This is a genomic window from Mycobacterium sp. 1165196.3 (genome assembly GCF_001673415.1).
In the GTDB taxonomy this organism is placed as follows: Bacteria; Actinomycetota; Actinomycetes; order Mycobacteriales; family Mycobacteriaceae; genus Mycobacterium; species Mycobacterium europaeum_A.
Window position 1 is genome coordinate 37,381 of record NZ_LZLU01000090.1, and the last position, 19,249, is coordinate 56,629.

Here is a 19,249-nt window from a genome sequence, read left to right on the forward strand (position 1 = left end):
ATTCAGTGGCCCGCGCTCTGGCCGCCGTCGATGTGCAGGACCTCGCCGGCCATGAACATCGCAGCTTCCAGGTACATGGCACGTGTCGACGCGTCCGTGAGGATGCGTTCGGCAGTGCCGGGGTCGGCGATATCACCCGCGACGGTTACGACTTCGGGGTGGGCCGATTCAGTGATAGTGCGAGAGTTGGCGATCACCCGACGGGCGTGTGTGCGATACGCTTCGACCAAGCCCGCACTAATGAGGCGCGATGCGCCGGTAATGATCGCGCCTTTGTCGCCACTGAATTCCATTGCAGTGGGCCTTTCCTATGCCGGCTAACCGACCAGCTCGCGCACGATGTCGGCGGCTGGGCCGGTCTTTGCGTGGCGGAAGGCGCCACCAGCCCACAGTGCGGTGGCGTGCGGGTCACCCAATTTCACCGCGGCCTGTTGAATCGGTGCGGTCATCAGTGCTACCTCGGGGAAGCCGAATACCGCTGCAGGTTCGTACATTTCGATGAAGCGGTTACGCAGTGCTCGTGCATATCGGCCGGTGAACGCGCGCGTCTGCACAGTCTCGGTGAACCGCGGATCTCGCAATGCGGCCCGATGCAGCGGATTGGTTGCGGCTTCGTCGGCGAGCAGAAACGCTGTACCGCATTGCACAGCCGTGGCACCCGCATCGCGCAGCCGACTGACGTCATCACGCGTACCTACACCTCCGGCTGCCACAACCGGACAGTCGAAGCAGTCGACCAGAACGGCAACCAGGTCCAGGAGCGGATCATCGGGCGGCACGGCGAGTGCGTCGAATGTCGCCCGATGCCCACCCGCGTTGGGGCCCTGCGCGATTAAGGCATCGACACCGCACGTCAGCGCAATCACCGCTTCGTGAACCGCGGTGATTGTGGCGACGCTCATGATGCCGAGACCGCTCAAACGCCGACACTCCTCCCCGCTCGGCGAGCCGAAGGTAAACGACACGACCTCGGGCCGCAGATCGCTGACCACATCGAGTTTCGCGTCCCACTCGTCGTCGCCATGACGCGGTTCACCAAGCGCCACACCGTAGCGTCGCGCTTCCTGCGCCAAGGCTGCCGCGAATGCAGTGAGCTGTTCCGAGGTGCACACCTGTCGCTGAGGCACAAACAGATTGACTCCGAGGGGACCTGATGTCAGCCTCCGCGCCGCGGCGATGGCCTCGGCTAAGTCTTCGGCTGACAGCGTGCCGGCGGCTAGGAAGCCAAGGCCGCCGCCGTTGGTCACCGCAGCCGCCAGCTCGGGCGTCGATGGTCCGCCGGCCATGGGCGCTCCCAGCACCGGAGCGCTGAGATCCGCCAACGCGAATCGGTCAAGCACAAGATACCTCCCGCACATTGGTATGTGATACCGACGAAAGCGCCTGGGCATCGACGATTACCACGCTGTTGTCCTCCAGACGGATCCAGCCGCGGTTCTGAAATTCGCGCAATATCCTGCAGACCGTCTCCGGCGCAACGCTGGTCAAAAGAGAGAAGTCCGTCAAAGTCAGGTCGTGCACAACCCGCACAACTTCACCCTCCCGCTGGCCAAATCGCTTCCTCAGCAACAACAGCTGATTCGCGACACGGCCCTGCACATCGCCGAAAGCGAAGTCCACCAAGGAGTTCATCGACGCCTTCACCCACCGCGCAAACAGTCGCAACACCTGATCACTGAACTCTGGGCATTGGGCTATCCAACCCCGAAACTGATCGCGTTGTATCGACACCGCGACGACCTCGGTGAGCGCAGTTGCCGTGATTTCGCGGGCTTCGGGGTCGAAAAGCATTAGGGCACCGAACATCTCTTTGGGGCCTAAAATGCTGAACACCATCTCCTTGCCCTCACGGTGACGGTAAGCGACCTTGACCTTTCCCGAGACGATGACGTAAACCTCACCGCCGCGGCTACTTTGAGTAGCCATGGCGGCCCGTGCCGGGAATCGCACTATCTCAAGCTGCTCGACCGCGGCGGACAGGATGCCCGAATCTACCTTGCTGAAGAGCCCTGACGCGATGAGCGCCTGATACGCAACGGAACTTTCGCTACCGACGCGCGACCCTCCTGCATGCGAATGACGGTTCAACCGATCCGGTGGGGTGTCCGCAGGATTGTTTACTCGGTCCAGTGTGCTGCTGCACAAACCGGCACAAGTCGGTGATGCCGATGAAGGAACGGCACCTAAACCGTTCGTCTGCAACGTATCTATTGACGCATTCCCGTCCGCGCCCAGCGAATGCCTATGCCTGGGCGCGGATCGCCGGAACATCGGCACCCCTAGCCATACCGCCGGCGACAGCACAGCGAGCGCAGTACGATTCATGAAACCTACGGTATGGACGTGACTGTAGATCGACTAGCCGCCACACGCAGCTCTTTGGCCGGTCCGCGCATACACGCAGTTACGCCATACCAATCCGCTTACCACGGGCTGCTAGGCACCGGCGGGTTGAATGCTGCTGCGACCATTCGGATCGCTTCTTGATTACTTGCGATCACAGCAATTCGAGCAGTCGTAAGTCGTTGACGTATTTAGCGATGATCGCCGGAGTGATGTGTGGGATGGCTTTACCTGGGCCGGTTTTGGCGTCCTGGACGGCTGCGCGGAATCGGTCGGTGGGGGCCATTGACCCGGTGGCGGGCTGTTGGGGTTTCTGGTAGTTGTGTAGCAGCGGAAGCAGCGAGGCGTTGCGCTGCTTTTCGGGCAAGCCGCGCAGCGCTGTCTCGAACCGCCGCAGCGATTCGGAGTAGTCGGCAATGCGCTCGATCGAGTATCCGGCCTCGACCAGCCAGTCGACGTACTCGTCCAGACCGATGCCCTCGTCGTACGGGTTCATCACGTGGTAGGTCTGGAAGCCGGACCCGTCCTCGAGGGCCCGGCCCCCGGGGACGACCTCATGGGTCCACGCGTTTGCAAGCGTGCCGACACGGCGCCACAGCTCGCGATAGGTGATGGTCTCGAACCGAGGCAGCAACTTTAGTAAGGTGCGGCCGGTCTGCGGGTCGTTGACGAACTCGACGGCGCGCTGCCCGAGCGCGGGCCGCTCCGCGTAGCCCTCCATCACCGTCTGCATCACCTGCGTCAGTCGCAGCCCCGGCCGCTGGATCGCCGCGGTCACCGCCGCGCTCGGCTGCGCAGCGGCGAACTGCGGATCAATGGCGGACAACTCGGCGATGCGACGCTCTAAGCGTTCTGCACGGGTTCAATCGGCATAACGGAACCTCTGAACGATCATGGGAGAAAACTGGCCGGGCGCCCAAAGGAGTAATTGCCAACCGACGCTAGTGAGGCGGCCGACGGCTGACTAGCCACTGCGCGCAGACCGCCGGCCTAAATGCGCACTGACACTCTCGGGACAGAAACCTGGTCCATCGCATGGCATTCCACGCGCCCGGGGATCCCAATAGCCGGTCCTGCGCGCCGAGACGGTCGACAATGGCTCGCAGGATGCGCAAGGTGGCCGAAGTAGTGGACGCGGTGGCTAGTCGACCTGCTGCCAGACCCCGAGCGATAGGTTCGAGACAGAATGCGCAGGTCTGACCTTAGCCATCAAGGATCGGAGTTGCGCTCAACTACGCTGTGTCACATGATGATTCCGCGATCAGAGCCGTCGGATAGCCGCGCTCACCGGTTCACGACCCGGCTGGCAAGCTCGACGCCCGGCATATGGTTCATGCGCAATGTCGGGACGCGCCTCGACCCGACTCTGGTGCGACTCAGCCGAGGTCGCTTGTCCTGCGTCGCTCCGTTTCATGCGCTGGTACTCACCCACACCGGCGCCAGATCCGGCATCAGCCGCACTTCTACGGTCGTGTATTTCACCGATCGGGGACGGGTGATCGTCATCGCATCTAACTTCGGCTCTCCCCAGAACCCGAGTTGGTATTACAACGTCAAGGCGAATCCCTTGGTGACGTTGGATGGCGGGTGCTTTCGCGGCCGATTCGTTGCAGAGGAAATCACCGGCACCGAACGGGACCGACTCTTCGGTCTGGTCCGAGGAGCCGCTTCCCCCTACGGTCACTACCAAGGCATAGCGGGTAAGAGATCCATCCCGGTCGTAGCCTTCATACCGGCGTCCTGATGCGGCAAAGATTGCATGTCAGTCAAACGAATTCAGACTGTTGCCAAAGGACAGCACAGCACGCAAGCGTAGGAAAGGCTGTAACGCACCGGTGCGGTTCACCAGCTGTGTACCGAGGTAGTCGGCAGCACCCGTACTCAGCTACAAATTTGAGGGGTTGGACCGTACCGCCAAATCTTGCGCGATAGGTACGAAGTGCTGTGCTCTGGGGGCTACCCGCGCGCTCGGGACCACTCTAACGTCGGGCCCAGTTGTATTTGCTCGTGCTTCGGCAGGATGCGGGCGATGTCGATCACGACGTCGTTCGCGGTAACGAAAAGTACGACCTACCAGTCTTAAACCTCGTGGCACTTATAGATTGAACGGATTGAACATGGCGAACATCAAGGTCGGGCTGGTGAGCGAGCCGCTGAATACCGTTCTGTCGCCCACCGCGATGGTCAAGGCAAACTACCTGTCCGCGGTGTCCAGCCGGATCGACTCACTGTGGGTGCCGGATCACCTCAATGCCATGCTGGCGCGCACCGTCGCGACACCGATGAACCTCGGAATGGCCAGACTTGTCCCGAAGGTCGACGCCTACCTGGAACCAAGGACAATCCTCGGTCACCTCGCCGCCCGCAACCGGCTCGGCCGGTTGCGTCTGGGTATTGGTGTGACCGACGCCGGTCGTCGCAATCCGGCCGTCACCGCGCAGGCCGCGGCCACGTTGCAGCTTCTCACCCGTGGACGGGCCATCTTAGGCATCGGTGCCGGGGAACGCGAAGGCAACGAACCCTATGGTGTCGACTGGCACCATCCCGTGGGCCGATTCGAAGAAGCGATCGCCACAATCCGGGCGCTGTGGGATTCACGGGGTGAGCTAGTCACCCGCGACTCGCCGTACTTCCCGTTAAGGGACGCGATTTTCGCAGTACCACCATACCGTGGACGATGGCCCCAGATCTGGGTAGCGGCACACGGATCCCGGACCCTGGGCATCACCGGCCGCTACGGCGACGCGTGGTTTCCGGGATTCCCGCAGACTGCGCAGGATTACGCCAACCGCTTGCATGTGGTCCGCACCGCGGCCTCCAATGCCGGCCGCGATCCCGTGAGCATTCTTCCCGCCGTCTGGCTGTTCGTCATCACGGGACGGTCCACCGATGACGTCTGTCAACGGTCTCTGAAAATTGACCCTCTACGGGTCTCTTAAAGTTGACCCGCTGTCGCAGCGAAGATTGGTGAGACGCACCGTTCAGTTCAACCAGACCCAGTTGTCGAGCTAGGAGCCGGGTAGCTGGTCAGTCAATATCTGCTGGATCAAGGGGGCGAGCATAGCGACCAGCGTGTCCATTTCGAGGTCGGCGATAGGCTCTACATGCGTGACATAGCGGGCGATGGCGACGCCGAGCAGAGTTGAACTGGTCAGCGCGATCCGCACATCGGGGTGGTCGGTCGGGAGATCACTGGCCAGTTTTCGGGTGACTCGGGCGCTGAGAAAGTCTCGCAGCAGTTCGGCGGCGTCGGTGCTGGCGAAGGCAGACCGCAGCATGGCTTGCACCGGGGCACTGGATTCGGGGTTTTCCCACAGGTTTAGGAAGGACCGGACACAGCGCTCACCCAGACCGTCTACGTCCCCGTCGAAGACCCCCTCGATGTGGTCTCCAAACCAGGTCGGCAGATCGAGGGTGGCCGCGAAAAGCTGCTCCTTATTGCCGTAGAAGTGCCGGATCAGTGCCGGGTCGACGCCGGCTTGGGCGGCGATGCCTCGGATGGTGGCTGCCTGATACCCCTTGGCACCGAACTGATCCCGCGCGGCATCGAGGATGGCGTCCTTGGTCCCGCTGTCGCCGGGCCGGCGTCCACCGGGATTCTTCGCCACAGAATCCTGTTGGTGTGGTGCCGGTCCCGGCGTCGGCGATGTCACTGATCTCTCATTTCTGCGATGACCGGCTGCGGTTTAGTCTGACGGGAGCACGGGTGCCCGAAGGTGGGAATCGTAGCGTCCGCCGGTGTGGATGATGTGGCGGCCAGGGTTGGTGGTGGTCGCCTTTTCACCGGCCGCTCCGATCGTGGTCTGAAAATCTCTGCCGGCGACCACGATTCGCAGTTTCTCCCCGGCGTGCCAGCGCATCGCCATCGGCCAGATCTCGATGTCGACGGCCACGATCTCCCCAACCTTCAGCGGCTGAGGGTTGTCGTAGGTGTGGTACGGCGCCAAAGGGGTGCTTCTGGTGGCGTCGAGGGCACGGTGCGACACCCGCAGTTGGCCCTTGGCACCGTGACTGGACAGGCCTGGAAAGACGTCGGGCACGAGGACGGTGCCGTCGGCACCGGTTTTCTGGACGGCGACGTACAGGTCCATGTCGTCCTCGCCGTCGGTTTGCACCCACAAGCGCAGCGACATCGGACCGGCGATCGTCAGGTCGCCGAAATCGGCTTCGAAAACCGCGGATTCGCTGGCCGCGACGTAACTCACCGACGCTTCCTCGATCCCGTCGGCTTGCTCGCTGATCGTGGAGTGCGCCGCGTCAAGGTAGAAGCTGCGCTCGATGGCCGCAGGCGGGGGGAACGCGGTCTGCGGCATATCGACCACGTCGTCGTGCCCAGGATCGTAGATGGCCATCCGCACGCGCGGTGTCTGCTCCCACCCGTTGTCCAGGCCCTTGAGCACGTGATCGAAGAAGCGGCGCAGGTCGTCCTGATGGGCGTAGAAGTCAGGCCACTCCTGGGTGTTGTGAATGCGCAGCCACGTCTTGGTGGGGTCGAGGGTGGCGTAGGCGCGCAGCGTGCCCCGGGTGTGCAGCGCATTGGTGTAGCTAGCCACCACGTAGGCCGGCACGTCGATCACCTCGGTGTGGATGCGCTTGGTGTCCCAATACTCGTTGAACAGAGGGTATTTGGTCATCATCGCCGGCACGTCCTCGATCTTGTTGCGGCCGTACTGATGAGAGACCAAACCTTCGATGAACGTGGGCTGCGGTATGCCGCCGAGGTAGGTCAGCTCGCGGTAAACGTCACTGAAGCCCTCCCAGGGTGCGATCGCCGCAAGGTGGGGCGGTCGCTGCACGGCGGTCAGCCACTGCGCCACCCCGAGCCACGAATTGCCTGCCATCGCGACCTTGCCTGAACACCAGGGCTGGGTGCCGATCCACTCCACGGTGTCGGCGGCGTCTTGGCCTTCTTGGGGGGAGAAGACTTGGATGTCGCCGTGCGATTCGTAGGCGCCGCGGGCGTCGGGATTGACCACGGCATAGCCGTGCGCGCACCAGTAGGCCGGATCGGGGGCTTCCCACTTCTGCAGACCGGACACCGCGTCGTGAGGCACTCCCGCGCGATTGGGGAAGGTATCGAGTGTGATGAACCCTCCCTGTTTGCCGTAGGGGCTCCACGCCATGATTGCCGGTACCGGGTCCTCGGTGAGCGGCCGGAACACGTCGACGTAGATGATCGTTCCGTCGCGCAACGCGACCTCGACGTCGCGGTCCAGGCGGATGTCACAGGACAGCGCCCGCCCGCCTGGTGCGTGGGTCGACCCGGCTTTTAGGACCGTGGTGCCCGGCTGGAAGCCGCGCCACTTGGCCTCCGGAAGTTCAGGGGACGGGGCTGGTCGGAAAGCGACAGGAATGTTCGTCATTTTTCTCCTCAGCGCTTGTGGTGGTCAGTTGGCGGGCGGGGGCACTGCCGGCGGGTCCAAGGGGACATCGGTGGTCTTGAGGAACATCGCGGTCATCACGTAGTGCCCGATGAGCAGCGTGAAGGTGGCAATCTGATCGTCGGTGAAGTGCGGTTGCACCCCCTCGACGGCGGCCGGGTCGCCGAAACTGGCGACGACGTCATCAACGAAGCGCAGCAGCGCCGCGGTATCGGGCGCGAAGACGGTGTCCAAGTCGCGCGCCAGGTCCAGAGCGGCGGCCACCTCAGCATCAGTGCATCCGGCCACACGGGCCATCGGCTCGTGCTGCACCCGTTCGAATTCGCTTCGGGTCAACGCGGCCACCCGCAGAATCACCAACTCACGCTGCCGGTCCGAGAGCTGGTCATTGTCGCGGAACGCCATGCCAAATGCCCAGAACGGCCGCATGTTGACTCCGGTGCGCGACAGCATTCTGATGATGTTCGGCGCCTCGACACCAGCGGGCAATAGCCCGGTGAAGTCCACGCCGGCGATGTCGGGAACCCTCATTTCGCTGCGTCCTTACCGAACTTCTCCAGCTGGGCCGCCTCGGCTGCCAACAACGCGGTGGCGAAGATGCCCTCCTCCTGCTGAGGTTTCGGGAAGCGCTTGTCGAGGTGGTGGAACGCGACGCTGGTGTTTTGCAGCAGCAGTTCGTTCGGCAACTTGCCGTAGTACGGCGAGTACTCGATGGCCTCGAGCACCGATCGGCCGTCGTTGAAGGCGCGGGTTGCCGCATCAAGGGTGTTCTGCAGGTACTCGGTGACCGAGTCGTACGCCTTCGCGCGGTCATCACCGGTCAGGAGGGGGCCGTGACCGCACACGATGGTGCGGGCGTCGAGCTTGCGGATGACATCGACGGCCTCGATCCAGCGGTCCAGCGGGCCGTCCCAGCACACCGGCGTGCCGATGCCCGCGCCGAAGAGGTCCCCGGTGAACACCACGTCGAGTTCGGGGACGCTGACGATGAGGTCGCCGGCGGTGTGGGCCGGTCCGAGGTCGATCAGCTCGACCTGCAAGGCACCGACAGTCAGAGTCTTGCGGCCGGAGAACGTCACGTTGGGCTTGCGCACCCGGACGGGCCGGAAATCGAACTCCGCGCCGTAGGCCGCCTTGATCGGCGCGAAGTAGCTGTCCGGCTGCTCGCCGCTGACCGTCGTGGCCACGAACAGGTCCACCGTGCTCTGAAACATCTTGGCCGTCGCCGCCTCGGTGGCGATGATGTCGACGTCCTCACCGAACAACTGGTTGCCGTAGATGTGGTCACCGTCGCTGTGGGTGTTCACCACATACTTCACCGGCGCATTGGCGGTGATCGGCTCGATCGCCTCCAGGAATGCCCGTGCGTGGTCGAGATCGAAAAGCGTATCGATGATCAGTGATTCCCCGCCGTTGGTGATCAGCCCCGCGTTCGCGGTGCCGCCCCCCATCCCGGGTCCGTGCAGCCACGCGTACGCGCCGCCGCCCAAATCATGCAGACCCCGTGTGTGCGGATACGTCTTCTCTGACACAAGTCCTCCTCCAATTCCACAGGCCCGATCCCTTGCAGGCACCTGCGTCGGTGTTCGAGCGATCAAACCGCATTAACTCCACGAGTGTAGAACTCCACGCTTGTGGAACACAAGCGGATTGCCGATTCGCTGCCAGGGTGGCCATCCGGCGAAGCAACATTCGAGGTCGATCATGAGCTTGGCATCCAGCGGCCGGCGACATGTTCCACGAGGAGGGCGTGGGGCGCGCTTCTACACTCACCGCTGGTGTGGGGCTCAGCTGCCGTTGGTGCGGTTCTTGCCGAGGAGTTCGCGACGTGTACGGGTGCGGTAGGAGTCGCCGGTGAGGGTGAGCACTTCAGCGTGATGGACGAGGCGGTCGATCATGGCTGCGGCGACGACGTCGTCGGAGAAGGTTTCGCCCCAGCGGCCGAACGGCAGGTTCGAGGTGACCATGATCGAGCCCTGTTCGTAGCGCGAGGCGATGAGCTGGAAGAACAGGTTTGCCGCGTCCTGGTCGAACGGGATATAGCCGACCTCGTCGATGATGATGAGCTTGTAGCGGCGGACCTTCTTCAGCTCGGCCTCAAGCTGACCGGCGTGATGTGCCCCGGCCAGCCGGGCGATCCAGTTGCTGGCGGTGTCGAAGAGTACCGAGTAGCCGGCGTGGGCAGCCTTGACTCCGAGCCCGATGGCGATGTGGGTTTTGCCGATCCCAGGCGGACCAAGCAGGATGACGTTCTCGGCCTTCGGCACGAACATTCCGGTTGCCAAGTGCGCCAATACGTCTCGCCGCAAAGAGGGGAGATGGTCGAGGTTGAAATCCTCCAATGTCTTGACCGCCGGGAAGTGCGCGGTGCGGATACGCATGACGGTTCCGGCGGATTCGCGGTCTGCGAGCTGGCGTTGCAGCAGTGCGGCGAGGTACTCCTCGTGGGACCAATTGTCGTCGCGTGCTTGATCGGCCAGGCCCTCCCAGCAGCGGCCGATGGTGGGAATCTTCAATGCGCGGGTTAGGTAGGCGATCTGGGCGGGCAATCCATCGGAGGGTATCGACGCCAACGGCGGGGTGTCGGCAGGCATCGGCGTGGAGAGCTCTGGAGAAGGTTGTTTCTGGGTCTTCGGCGCCGTGGTCACGAACGTGTCCTCACATTGTTGGGGTGGAACCGAATTCGACACCAAAGGGCGTCGTAGTCCGGTAGCGCACGTAGCGCTACCGGGTGACCGTCACCGTGATGACGGCGGCTTGCGGCAACGCGGCTGGCACGTTGGTCGGTCAGCGCGGTGCGCAGCCCCGCGGCGGTGGCCACGTGGCTGGGATCGGTGATGACGGCGTGGCTGGCCCAGCACCTCTGGTGACGAGCAACGACCTGGCCCTCACATCGCGCCGTGACCTCCTGCGGCGAGGCGGTGATGTCGACGAATCGGCCAATGACCCGAGGATCGACCGAGTAGTCCACGGCGTCGACACGGACGTAGTAGTCACGCGACAACCGGACCCGATACGCCAGGCCAACCGACGGGCTGATGGGCGGGAGCGCCAGCATCGCCTGAGTGTCGGTTTCGAACAGATCGACCGGTCGGGCACCGATCACCCGAACTGCACGAGTGTTGGCTTTGATCAACCACTTTGAGAGTCGATCGTTGAAATCCGATGGGGAGGCGAAGTGCCGCCCCGGAAGGAACGAGGTCTCCAAGTAGCCGTTCATGCGCTCGACGAGGCCCTTGTATTCCGGATCTCGGGGCGGGGCCAACTGGATACGAGTGGCCATCGTGCCGGCGAACGCCGCCGCCGCCGCAGACACCCGCCCAGTGCCTCCAATCGCGGCCTCGCGGTCCCACACCAGCGTCTTTGGCACTCGGCCCCAGCCACATATCAACGACCACATGCCGGACAAGATGTCCCCGCCTTGGCGTGAGGGCAGCATCACCGCGTTGATCATGCGAGAGAACCCCAACACCATCACCAACACCGGCAGCATGCGGTGCTGGCCCTCGCCGACACAAATCCGCGGCTCGGGAAACCACAGATCGCATTGGGCGATCTCGCCGGGCCGGTAGACGAACCGGTCGACCGGATCGATCCCTACGTACTCGGGGCGGATGCGTTGCAACTTCTTCTTCAGCGGCGACATCGAATGCGGCCATCTGATCCGCTCGGCGATCACGGGCGCGGGCATCTTCGGCCACTCCACGAGCAACGCCCGGATCTGCGACTCGTAGGCATCTGCCACCGAGCCATGCGGAGGACGTTGGTACTGCGGTGGTCGATCAGAGGCCAAGGCCGCTCGCACCGTGTTCCGCGAGACACCCAGCCGGCGTGCCACCTCGCGGATCGGCACCCCCTCGGCCCGATGTAATCGCCTGATCTGGGCCCAATCCTCCACCGAAATCACCCCTCCAAAAGACCATCGGGTGGGTCAAACTTGCGGGACCCGTGGAGGTCTACTTTTCAGGGATCGTCAACAGACGTCGACGCGGTGCTCGATTCCGATATCGCAAAATCGTTCGCTCTCAACATCTCCGCCAATTTCTGGGCGCGCCACGGTGCCGAGCACCCGTTTGGAAACGACTTCGCCGGCTTCTCCGATGCGCTTCCGCAGACCCTCGATGCTGCGACCGTGCTCGCGGCGGCTGCCGCGGTGCCTCGAAAACTCATGAGGGCGGCCTTCTTGACGGGCACTCCGGACGACATCATTGACCAAGCCGCGGTGTGGCGCGACAGTGGCGTGCGCTACATCGTGCTCTGCAACCTGAGCGTGCTGCAGCCAAGCCTAAGTCGCGCGCTCTCCGCCGGTATCCCGCTGCAACGGATCCTGCGTGGGCTGCAAAAGCTGTGACAGCGAGACCGGCCTTCAGTATGCGCACCGACAGGCGTGCCGACGTGCAGTGGCGGATCTAGGCAATAAGTCTCGGCTGTGTTCTTGCGGAGCCGCCTGGACGACGCAGAGTCACGGCGGGCATCTCGCCATAGCGAGCTGCATACGCGGCAGCGAAACGGCCCTGATTGCTGAATCCCCAACGAGATACGATCGACGCCACCGTATCGACCGATGGATCGGATTGTTGCAACTGCTGGTGGGCGCGTCGCAGACGGACCTCCCTGAGGTAGGCCATAGGCGTAGTGCCGACGTGAGCTCGGAAGCCCTGCTGCAGGGAACGCACGCTCACGTAAGTGCGCGCGGCCAACGCAGAAATCGTAAGCGGCAGTTGAGCTTCAGTCTCGATGATGTCGATTGCTGCCCGGACAGCGCGCGGCGGCGGCTCGGTCGCTTCGCCTTCTAGGGCCGCGCGATATGAGTGGTCTGTGGCCAGCAAGAAGCCGCGGACCAGGCTGTCGACGAATGGCATCCCGGCGATTGGCTGATGCACGACGCTGCGAGGCCGGAAGAGCTCCTCGGTGAACAGCGACACCATGGTGATCCAGCTACGAACGGCTTGAGAAGTGGTCCGCATGCTGGGTTGCAAGTCGATTGGGGAGCTGACCGAGCGCCCGAGGGCATCCCCGAGAGCCTCCTCGACAGCGTGGCGATCCAACATCACGGCCAGCAGGCGGCCGACGTAGCCTGAGATGCCGGCTTGTCCCTCGGGCCGATAAACCGGGACGGAGCCAGGTGCGGCACTTGAGAAACGGCTATTCATCTCGGCCGACGTCGCGAGCGGCAGAGCCACGTGGTAGTGCGGGCGAATTTCGCCGCCGTTCACCCATACTTCGTCGTGAAAACCTATGTCAAGTACGTTAATCGGACCGAGACAACGCCTGCGGTGCGTGAAGGAAAAGGACCTTGTGTCTCCTAGCGGACCAATATCTGGCCACCAGTAACGTGAAGACTCGAGCCGGCCGTGGCGTAGTTCGGCGAAGTCATCCAACGAACGCACCTCAACCCACGTATTGGTGTCTTCCGTCGAGGCCGTTAGCGCGCTCTGCTCCCTCATGCGCATCGCATTCTCCTGCGTTCTGCGCCGATCACTTTCCGGCGCAACGTCTTCACCGGCGGTTCACCGTAGCGGGCGCTGTGGGCGGCGGCAAACCGGCCGAGATTGGTGAAGCCCCACCGGTACGCAACCGAGGCCACGGTGACCGTGGATGGGTCGGACTCGAGCAAGTTCTGATGTGCTCGACGCAACCGCACCTGGCGTAAATACGCCATCGGCGAGATCTCCAGATGACGTCGGAAACCTAGCTGTAGCGAACGAGCGCTGACGTGACAACGCGCGGCGATCAAAGACAGCGTCAACGGCAGATGTGCTTCCGCTTCGATGATGTCGACCGCGGTACGAATCGCACGAGGCGCGACCAGCCGCGGATCTCCCGCGAGAGCGTCACGGTAGGGATGCTCAGCGGCGAGTAATAACCCGCGCACGAGGCTGTCGACAAACGGCATTCCGATCAGCGGTTGATTCAACAGACTTTCCGGCCGAAAGAATTGCTCCTTGAATAGTCCCAACATGTTGATCCAGCTCTGGGCCGGTGCCGTAGTAATTGGCAAGATGGGCGTGAATTCTATTTGCGAGGTCACCTGCCGACCCAATGCATCGCTGAGAGCATCATCGACGGCGGAACGATCAATGTTGAAACAGATCAGATTGGCGCCTGCCACCCATCGCGTTTCGCGATGATCCTGCGGAGAGAACACGGCGGCAGTGCCGGGGCCGGCGGGGGCACGCTCACCCTTTTCTACACACTCCGTACGGCCCGCGCTCAGCATAAGAACCCGGTAATTGTCGCAACCTTCACAGCAATCCATCGACATGTCGGACCCGACGACGATTTCGGCGAGCGTGACTGGCCCCATGCGACCGGCCCGCTGTACCAATGCAAACGAATCCGGGTCGCTCAGCAGATGGAGGTGGCGCCGGCCGCAGCACGCGACGGCAAAGTCTTCGAACCTCGTGGCTCGCGTCCATGTGTGCCTTCGCGACGCGCCTGTTATCGGTCGTTCCGCCACTGCGTCCTCTCCCTCGCTTTCTGCGGCCACACCTCGTCCACACTGCGCACCTAACGGTAACGCCGCTAGCCTCGATCCGGTATGGCGCAGCAGGGCGTATGCGCAATCTGGCCAGAATGGCGCGCGATGTGGCTAGCCGCCGTGCGAGCCCTGGACATCCAATTGCATGGTGGAAGGCGACCTGGACGAATGGCTCACGCGGCTACCTCACTGATCTGTGTGCATTTGACAGGCGATGTGGAAGTAGTCCTTGGGAATGTGCCATATGACCATGCGTAGCCGGCCGGCATAAAAACTACTCGAATCACGTACGTTCTGGACGCCCACGTTGGTAGTTATGAATTCGAATGGCAACGGGTTGCGAAGAAAGTGCTCCGGCATCGCAATCGGCATCACCCGAAAAATTCTCTTCAACCGCGGCGGAGCCAAGCATTATTGCGGAGGCCGATCTCATACCCTGTAGCCGGTCACTGGAACCTGGCGCTTGATAGCAGAACGCGGTACCGTCCGCCGGCGCCATCCAGTTCACGTGAGGATAACGTCGCAGCCTGTGCCGGGCCACGCAGCGCGGCTGTTTGCACGAATTGTCCACCGCGGTGCGCGAACCGGACAGAGAACCTCTGGGGCATCATCCCGCCATCAACGACGAATCTTCGTCGTCCCGGCGCCGGTGGTCGCGGCGATAGGTGAATGTCTTTCCTTCGGGTTCGTGCGTCACACCGCGCGCAGTCCAACATCGCAATCGACCACCAGCCCTTGCGCTCGCCGTCTGGGCGCTTGCGCCGCGTGGATACCCGAAAGCATGTTGTCTCCCTAGCGTTACGCGTGTAGTACGAAAACGACACCCTGGGAGGTGAATTGTGTCTATCCTTCGTGATCCGTTGGTCGCCGATTCGGACGCATCAGCGATTTGGCATCGGGTGAATAAGATCGACCCCGTCATCCGCGAGCACAGCGACGAAGCGGAAACGGCCCGTCGCCTTAGTCAACCCGTCGTTGATGCTATGCGGTGGGCCGGTGTGTTCCGGATGGCGATGCCCGCCGCATGGGGCGGCCCCGAGCTTGACGTCTGCACCCAGGTCGAGGTCATCGAGCGGTTGGCCAGGGCAGACGCGTCCGCGGCGTGGTGCGCCATGATTGGCATGGAAAGCGGGTTCTTCGCTTCATACATCGATGAGTCCGCGGCGCGTACTCTCTTTCCCGAATTGGACATGATCAGTGCGGCGTTTCAAGGTCCGGCCGGCCGCCTCGAAGCGTGTGAGGGCGGTTACCGCCTGTCGGGGCGATGGCCGTTCGGCAGCGTGGTCACACACGCTGACGTCATCGCGGGTGGCGCCATAGTTACCCAGGACGGTCGGCCACGACTCAACCGATCGGGTAAGCCCGAGTACCGGGTCGCGATGCTGCCAGCCGAACATTGGGAGATACTCGACACCTGGGATCCAGTCGGGCTGGCCGGCAGCGGCAGCCACGACTATGCGATCAAAAACGCCTACGTTCCAGAGGAATACACCTTCCTCCCTGGACAACACCAACGGCCCGAACCCTTGTACGCCTGGTATGGACTGCTGCCCGCGTGCGGTGTCGGCGTCGCGCTTGGCGTGGCTGCCGAAGCGTTGGATAACGCGCGAGAAACGTTGCAGACCAAGGTCAGTAAGGTGACCAGCCTTCCCGCGAAGGAGGACCCGGTCGTTTTGGCCGGCGTGGCAAGGGCGGCGGCCATGATAGGTGCGTCCCGAAGCTACATCTTCGACACACTAGGTGACGTGTTTGCGACGTTGCAGGCCGGGAACGAGCCTTCTTTTGACCAACGCGCCCGCTGGGCAGGTGCCGTCGTCCACGCCGGAACATCCTGTCGTGACGCGGTACAACTCTTAGTCGATGCGGTCGGCGCGGGGGCGTTACACCGGTCATCTCCGCTGCAACGGCAATTGCGCGACCTCAACATGGTGGCCCAACACGCGCTGACAACAAAGCGAGTATGGGACTGGTCGGGGGCACTGTATTTCGGCACGCAGCCTCCGGTCGCCGTCTACTGACGCGCGGACCGACGAGGGTCGTGCGCTAATACCACTATGGTTTGGTTGCCTTGAGGCCATAGAGAACCGGAAATCGCGGTTCGCATTCCGGCATCACCCACCATCCATTGTCCGTTCGGACCATCTGCGGCCAGCGCTGCCATGGAAGAAGGCTTGTTTCGGTGAGGCTTTCGATGGTCAAGCCGGCTTGTGCAATTGCGGTGATGACGTCGCCTAAGCCGTGTGGCCACTCGTAGTGCAATGTGTCGCCAGCCAGCGGCGGACCGTCGGTGTAGCTATGGCTGCCGTCACGTTCGACGGCACCGCCCCCGCCGAGGTAGTCATGACGAATCACCAAGTCGCCGGGAAGGTTTGGGGATTGAGTAGGGCCGAGCGCGTTCAACAGCGGATGAAATTCGACCAGGTAAAGGAAGCCGCCACGCTTGAGTAGAAGCGCTACCGTTTGAGCCCATGCCGTCAAGTCAGGCAGGTAACATAGGGCGCCCTTGCCCGTGTAGACAACGTCGAAGCGTTCCGCTCCCAGTGCCTCGACCGCAGCATAGACGTCGGCGTGTACGTACTCGATTGACAGGCCCGCCTTGTGTGCAATCCGCCGCGCCTCCCGCAAAGAAGCACCCGAGAAGTCCAGTCCGGTGGTCCGCGCGCCCTCGAGGGCGAAAGCCATCGTTTCCGTCCCCAAGTGGCATTGCAGATGCACGACCTCACGCCCTTCGACTTCGCCGAGGTCTTGCCACTCGAAGGGCGCGAACCAGCTCATCGGATCGCGCTCACCGATGCCGTAGAACGCGCTGAGCGCATGGATCGGTGCCCGCGCATCCCAATTCCGCTGGTTAGCAACAAGCTTCATCCCAGCATCCTTGCCAAACATCCCGTTGATGCCGTACCGCTCCATCTCCTCCACCTCAGAACACGCATGCTCCCGACCGGCTCTGTCACATCAGTTGCGCAATATCATCTGGTATCCATAGCTCGTACGCCGGCCGGAGCCTCGCGCGCCTCGCTCGTAGGACGAGCGAGGCGCGAAGATGATCTCGCGCGTCACAGTGCGGCAACCTTCTCGACGATGTCGACCAATGCCCCGGGTTGTGACAGCATCGGCGAATGCCCCGCCGAAAGGCGCTCGATCCTGTCGGCACGACGCGCCATGGTTTCTTGCCAAGACCGCGGACCGGACTGGTCGCGTTCACAGATGACGTAGGTGGAGGGGACGTATCGCCACGCCGCCGCGGTGACGGGGTCGGTGAACGCGGAGAAGGTGCTTGGCAGCAGTCGGCTTTCCGCCCAGGCGGCAGTCCGCGGGTCGACGTCGTTGTAGAAAACCTCGAGGGGGCGCCGCGCGGTAACGCTGTCGCCGTCGACTCTGAACCAGGATGGGATTCGTCCGCCGACTGAGCCCAAAAGGCTTTCGCCGACTTCGAGTTGGAACGCCGCAACATAAATGATGTGACGCACTTGGGGCAGTTCGTGGGCAATCTGGGTGACCGGTATTGCCCCGTATGAGTGTGCGACGACGATCTGGGGGCCATTCGTCCGGCCGAGGACTTCGCTAATGACTTCCGCGTCGGCGTGCATACCCGCCCTGGGCTCGACTTCTGGTGCCACACTTGGTAAATCGACGGTTTTCATTCGCCACCCTCGCCTCGCCAGCTGATCAAGTACCGCCTTCCATACCCACGATCGGTGAAAAGCACCGTGCACAAACGCCAGCGTCGGCTGGTCACTCACAGAATCGCCTGCCATTAGACGACTCCAGGTGATTCGAGATGCGTTGACGAGGCTTGCCCGACGTTGTGACGCAGCAGCGTGCGATCGGCGCACCCGAAGCGGTAGTTATATTCCATGACGGCGACGTTAGGAAGGGCATCGCAATACGACTAGCCCCGGAGCGTGCGCTCGTGGCCAGCCGACGCAGCGAGAGAGGTGCGCAACGTGCAATGTCGCTCAATCGTGCGGCCGCAACATGCGAATCTTCGCACTTGGCAATCCCACCGCTTCAGCCGTTCTCCTCACTGACGGCTCCGGTCGAGCGCGGCCATCCTCGATGGGCCCGCGTAGTTGAGGCAGAAATGGTCGCCTTACTTCAGATTGAAGCCGGCATCCACCGGCAAAGTGACGCCGGTGATGCACCGGGCAGCTGGGCCGCACAGGAAGACCATCGCCTCCGTGATGTCGGCCGGCTCGATGACCGGTACCGGAAGCAGGTTTTGGAACCGTTCAGTGAATTCTGGATGTTCGGCAGCGAACCGGGCAACCTGTTCGCTCATGGCCATCGGGGTAGCAACGGTACTCGGGTGCACGGAGTTGACGCGAATATTCTTCTCGGACAGCGTGTGTGCGAAATAGCGCATCAAACCGACCGCACCGTGTTTTGCAGCGACGTATCCAGCGGCGCCGTGGTCGCGCATGTCGAAGGACGAGGCAACCGACTTCAACCCGGCAGCTGAGCTGGTGATGACGATGGCGCCACCATCGCCGTGGCTCAGCAAGGCCGGCAGGGCGGCCTCGATGGTGAAGTAAACGCCGTTGAGCATCACGTTCACCGCATCGAGATAAGCCGAAATGGTCGGGTCAGTGTCTCCAAGACCCGGCAATATCCCGGCGTTGGCCAACACGAAGTCGATACGCCCCAGCTCGTCCATGCCTTTGGCAACTACGGATTTGAGCTGTGTTACTTCTCGAACGTCGGCTTGTTCGGCCACGATGCGTCGTCCGGCCTTCTCGACGAGGTTGACGGTTTCATCGAGGTCTTCGGGTTTCGCCATCTCGTACGTCACGCTATCGATCTGCGCGCACAGATCGATAGCAATGATCTCAGCGCCTTCCTCGGCGAACCGCACCGCATGCGAGCGGCCTTGCCCACGCGCCGCGCCGGTTGGCGCGCGCACATTGATCGGCAACGGTTAGGAGGAAATGATGGCAGGACAATTCGAAGGCAAAGTTGCACTCATTACCGGCGCGGCGCGTGGGCAAGGCCGCTCGCATGCGGTGCGGTTCGCCGAGGAAGGCGCTGAGATCATTGCTATCGA

17 protein-coding genes and 3 pseudogenes are annotated in these 19,249 nt (G+C 62.7%); 5 read left to right on the plus strand and 15 right to left on the minus strand.

From position 1 onward, the window contains the following. Window positions 1-2: 2 nt before the first annotated feature. The 4 genes and pseudogenes from A5659_RS09380 to A5659_RS26880 all read right to left on the minus strand — a co-directional run. Window positions 3-293 carry a hypothetical protein gene (locus A5659_RS09380; RefSeq protein WP_067180593.1) on the minus strand — a complete coding sequence of 97 codons (291 nt, stop codon included), beginning with the start codon at window positions 291-293 and terminating at the stop codon, window positions 3-5. A 24-nt stretch (window positions 294-317) separates the two neighbouring features. After that, the gene (locus tag A5659_RS09385; protein WP_067180597.1) at window positions 318-1,358 is read right to left on the minus strand and encodes a nitronate monooxygenase; all 1,041 of its coding nucleotides are present in this window, start codon (window positions 1,356-1,358) and stop codon (window positions 318-320) included. Then, entirely contained in the window at window positions 1,333-2,325 is a 993-nt protein-coding gene (locus A5659_RS09390; protein WP_082975991.1) for a Crp/Fnr family transcriptional regulator, read from the minus strand. The genes A5659_RS09385 and A5659_RS09390 overlap by 26 nt, the downstream gene beginning before the upstream one ends. Window positions 2,326-2,497: 172 nt before the next feature. Then, window positions 2,498-2,863: pseudogene (locus tag A5659_RS26880) on the minus strand (oxidoreductase); the annotation flags it as partial. Between the two features lie 726 nt (window positions 2,864-3,589). On the opposite strand from A5659_RS26880, the gene A5659_RS26885 reads away from it, so the two are divergent. Both A5659_RS26885 and A5659_RS09400 read left to right on the plus strand, forming a co-directional pair. Next, entirely contained in the window at window positions 3,590-4,087 is a 498-nt protein-coding gene (locus A5659_RS26885; protein WP_197497956.1) for a nitroreductase/quinone reductase family protein, read from the plus strand. Window positions 4,088-4,523: 436 nt separating this feature from the next. Next, a pseudogene (locus A5659_RS09400) lies at window positions 4,524-5,240 on the plus strand (LLM class flavin-dependent oxidoreductase); the annotation flags it as partial. A 111-nt stretch (window positions 5,241-5,351) separates the two neighbouring features. On the opposite strand, the gene A5659_RS09405 reads toward A5659_RS09400, so the two are convergent. From A5659_RS09405 to istA, 6 genes are all read right to left on the minus strand, one after another. Beyond that, the gene (locus A5659_RS09405) at window positions 5,352-5,951 is read right to left on the minus strand and encodes a TetR/AcrR family transcriptional regulator (RefSeq protein ID WP_067022167.1); all 600 of its coding nucleotides are present in this window, start codon (window positions 5,949-5,951) and stop codon (window positions 5,352-5,354) included. A gap of 78 nt (window positions 5,952-6,029) precedes the next feature. Further along, window positions 6,030-7,706 carry a CocE/NonD family hydrolase gene (locus A5659_RS09410; RefSeq protein ID WP_067022168.1) on the minus strand — a complete coding sequence of 559 codons (1,677 nt, stop codon included), beginning with the start codon at window positions 7,704-7,706 and terminating at the stop codon, window positions 6,030-6,032. Between the two features lie 24 nt (window positions 7,707-7,730). Next, on the minus strand, window positions 7,731-8,255 hold the full coding sequence (locus tag A5659_RS09415) for a carboxymuconolactone decarboxylase family protein (RefSeq protein ID WP_067180604.1): 525 nt from the start codon (window positions 8,253-8,255) through the stop codon (window positions 7,731-7,733). Next, the gene (locus A5659_RS09420; RefSeq protein ID WP_067180606.1) at window positions 8,252-9,256 is read right to left on the minus strand and encodes an MBL fold metallo-hydrolase; all 1,005 of its coding nucleotides are present in this window, start codon (window positions 9,254-9,256) and stop codon (window positions 8,252-8,254) included. Before A5659_RS09420 ends, A5659_RS09415 begins: the two co-directional genes overlap by 4 nt. 255 nt (window positions 9,257-9,511) lie before the next feature. After that, window positions 9,512-10,318, minus strand: a complete 807-nt coding sequence (gene istB / locus A5659_RS09425) for an IS21-like element helper ATPase IstB (protein WP_067180612.1) — start codon at window positions 10,316-10,318, stop codon at window positions 9,512-9,514. Between the two features lie 50 nt (window positions 10,319-10,368). Beyond that, window positions 10,369-11,631 carry an IS21 family transposase gene (istA, locus tag A5659_RS09430; protein WP_156748938.1) on the minus strand — a complete coding sequence of 421 codons (1,263 nt, stop codon included), beginning with the start codon at window positions 11,629-11,631 and terminating at the stop codon, window positions 10,369-10,371. A gap of 84 nt (window positions 11,632-11,715) precedes the next feature. Here istA and A5659_RS09435 point away from each other — a divergent pair, with 84 nt between their 5' ends. Continuing rightward, window positions 11,716-12,075, plus strand: coding sequence for a hypothetical protein (locus tag A5659_RS09435; RefSeq protein WP_067022173.1), 360 nt, complete (start codon window positions 11,716-11,718; stop codon window positions 12,073-12,075). 58 nt (window positions 12,076-12,133) lie between these two features. On the opposite strand, the gene A5659_RS09440 is transcribed toward A5659_RS09435, so the two are convergent. Both A5659_RS09440 and A5659_RS26890 read right to left on the minus strand, forming a co-directional pair. After that, complete coding sequence (locus tag A5659_RS09440; RefSeq protein ID WP_197497957.1) at window positions 12,134-13,171, minus strand: AraC family transcriptional regulator; 1,038 nt, start codon at window positions 13,169-13,171, stop codon at window positions 12,134-12,136. Beyond that, complete coding sequence (locus A5659_RS26890; protein WP_369829366.1) at window positions 13,168-14,214, minus strand: AraC family transcriptional regulator; 1,047 nt, start codon at window positions 14,212-14,214, stop codon at window positions 13,168-13,170. Before A5659_RS26890 ends, A5659_RS09440 begins: the two co-directional genes overlap by 4 nt. A gap of 890 nt (window positions 14,215-15,104) precedes the next feature. On the opposite strand from A5659_RS26890, the gene A5659_RS09450 reads away from it, so the two are divergent. Next, a complete protein-coding gene (locus A5659_RS09450; RefSeq protein WP_067180622.1) occupies window positions 15,105-16,223 on the plus strand; it encodes an acyl-CoA dehydrogenase family protein in 1,119 nt (372 codons plus the stop codon). Between the two features lie 34 nt (window positions 16,224-16,257). Here A5659_RS09450 and A5659_RS09455 read toward each other — a convergent pair whose 3' ends face one another. From A5659_RS09455 to A5659_RS09465, 3 genes are all read right to left on the minus strand, one after another. Further along, the gene (locus A5659_RS09455; RefSeq protein WP_231997790.1) at window positions 16,258-17,115 is read right to left on the minus strand and encodes a class I SAM-dependent methyltransferase; all 858 of its coding nucleotides are present in this window, start codon (window positions 17,113-17,115) and stop codon (window positions 16,258-16,260) included. A gap of 146 nt (window positions 17,116-17,261) precedes the next feature. Then, complete coding sequence (locus A5659_RS09460) at window positions 17,262-17,963, minus strand: alpha/beta fold hydrolase (protein ID WP_067180624.1); 702 nt, start codon at window positions 17,961-17,963, stop codon at window positions 17,262-17,264. A gap of 335 nt (window positions 17,964-18,298) precedes the next feature. Beyond that, window positions 18,299-19,120, minus strand: a complete 822-nt coding sequence (locus tag A5659_RS09465) for a mycofactocin-coupled SDR family oxidoreductase (protein WP_067180626.1) — start codon at window positions 19,118-19,120, stop codon at window positions 18,299-18,301. A gap of 16 nt (window positions 19,121-19,136) precedes the next feature. On the opposite strand from A5659_RS09465, the pseudogene A5659_RS27660 reads away from it, so the two are divergent. After that, window positions 19,137-19,249 (plus strand): annotated as a pseudogene (locus A5659_RS27660) (SDR family mycofactocin-dependent oxidoreductase); the annotation flags it as partial.

Bases quoted from the DNA above. Each gene is read 5' to 3' on its own strand.
- A5659_RS09385 (WP_067180597.1), bottom strand. From the start codon at position 1,358: ATGTGCGGGAGGTATCTTGTGCTTGACCGATTCGCGTTGGCGGATCTC.
- istB (WP_067180612.1), bottom strand. From the start codon at position 10,318: ATGCCTGCCGACACCCCGCCGTTGGCGTCGATACCCTCCGATGGATTG.
- A5659_RS09390 (WP_082975991.1), bottom strand. From the start codon at position 2,325: ATGAATCGTACTGCGCTCGCTGTGCTGTCGCCGGCGGTATGGCTAGGG.
- A5659_RS09440 (WP_197497957.1), bottom strand. From the start codon at position 13,171: ATGAGGGAGCAGAGCGCGCTAACGGCCTCGACGGAAGACACCAATACG.
- A5659_RS09410 (WP_067022168.1), bottom strand. From the start codon at position 7,706: ATGACGAACATTCCTGTCGCTTTCCGACCAGCCCCGTCCCCTGAACTT.
- A5659_RS26885 (WP_197497956.1), top strand. From the start codon at position 3,590: ATGATGATTCCGCGATCAGAGCCGTCGGATAGCCGCGCTCACCGGTTC.
- A5659_RS09415 (WP_067180604.1), bottom strand. From the start codon at position 8,255: ATGAGGGTTCCCGACATCGCCGGCGTGGACTTCACCGGGCTATTGCCC.
- A5659_RS09380 (WP_067180593.1), bottom strand. From the start codon at position 293: ATGGAATTCAGTGGCGACAAAGGCGCGATCATTACCGGCGCATCGCGC.
- A5659_RS09460 (WP_067180624.1), bottom strand. From the start codon at position 17,963: ATGGCAGGCGATTCTGTGAGTGACCAGCCGACGCTGGCGTTTGTGCAC.
- A5659_RS09455 (WP_231997790.1), bottom strand. From the start codon at position 17,115: ATGGAGCGGTACGGCATCAACGGGATGTTTGGCAAGGATGCTGGGATG.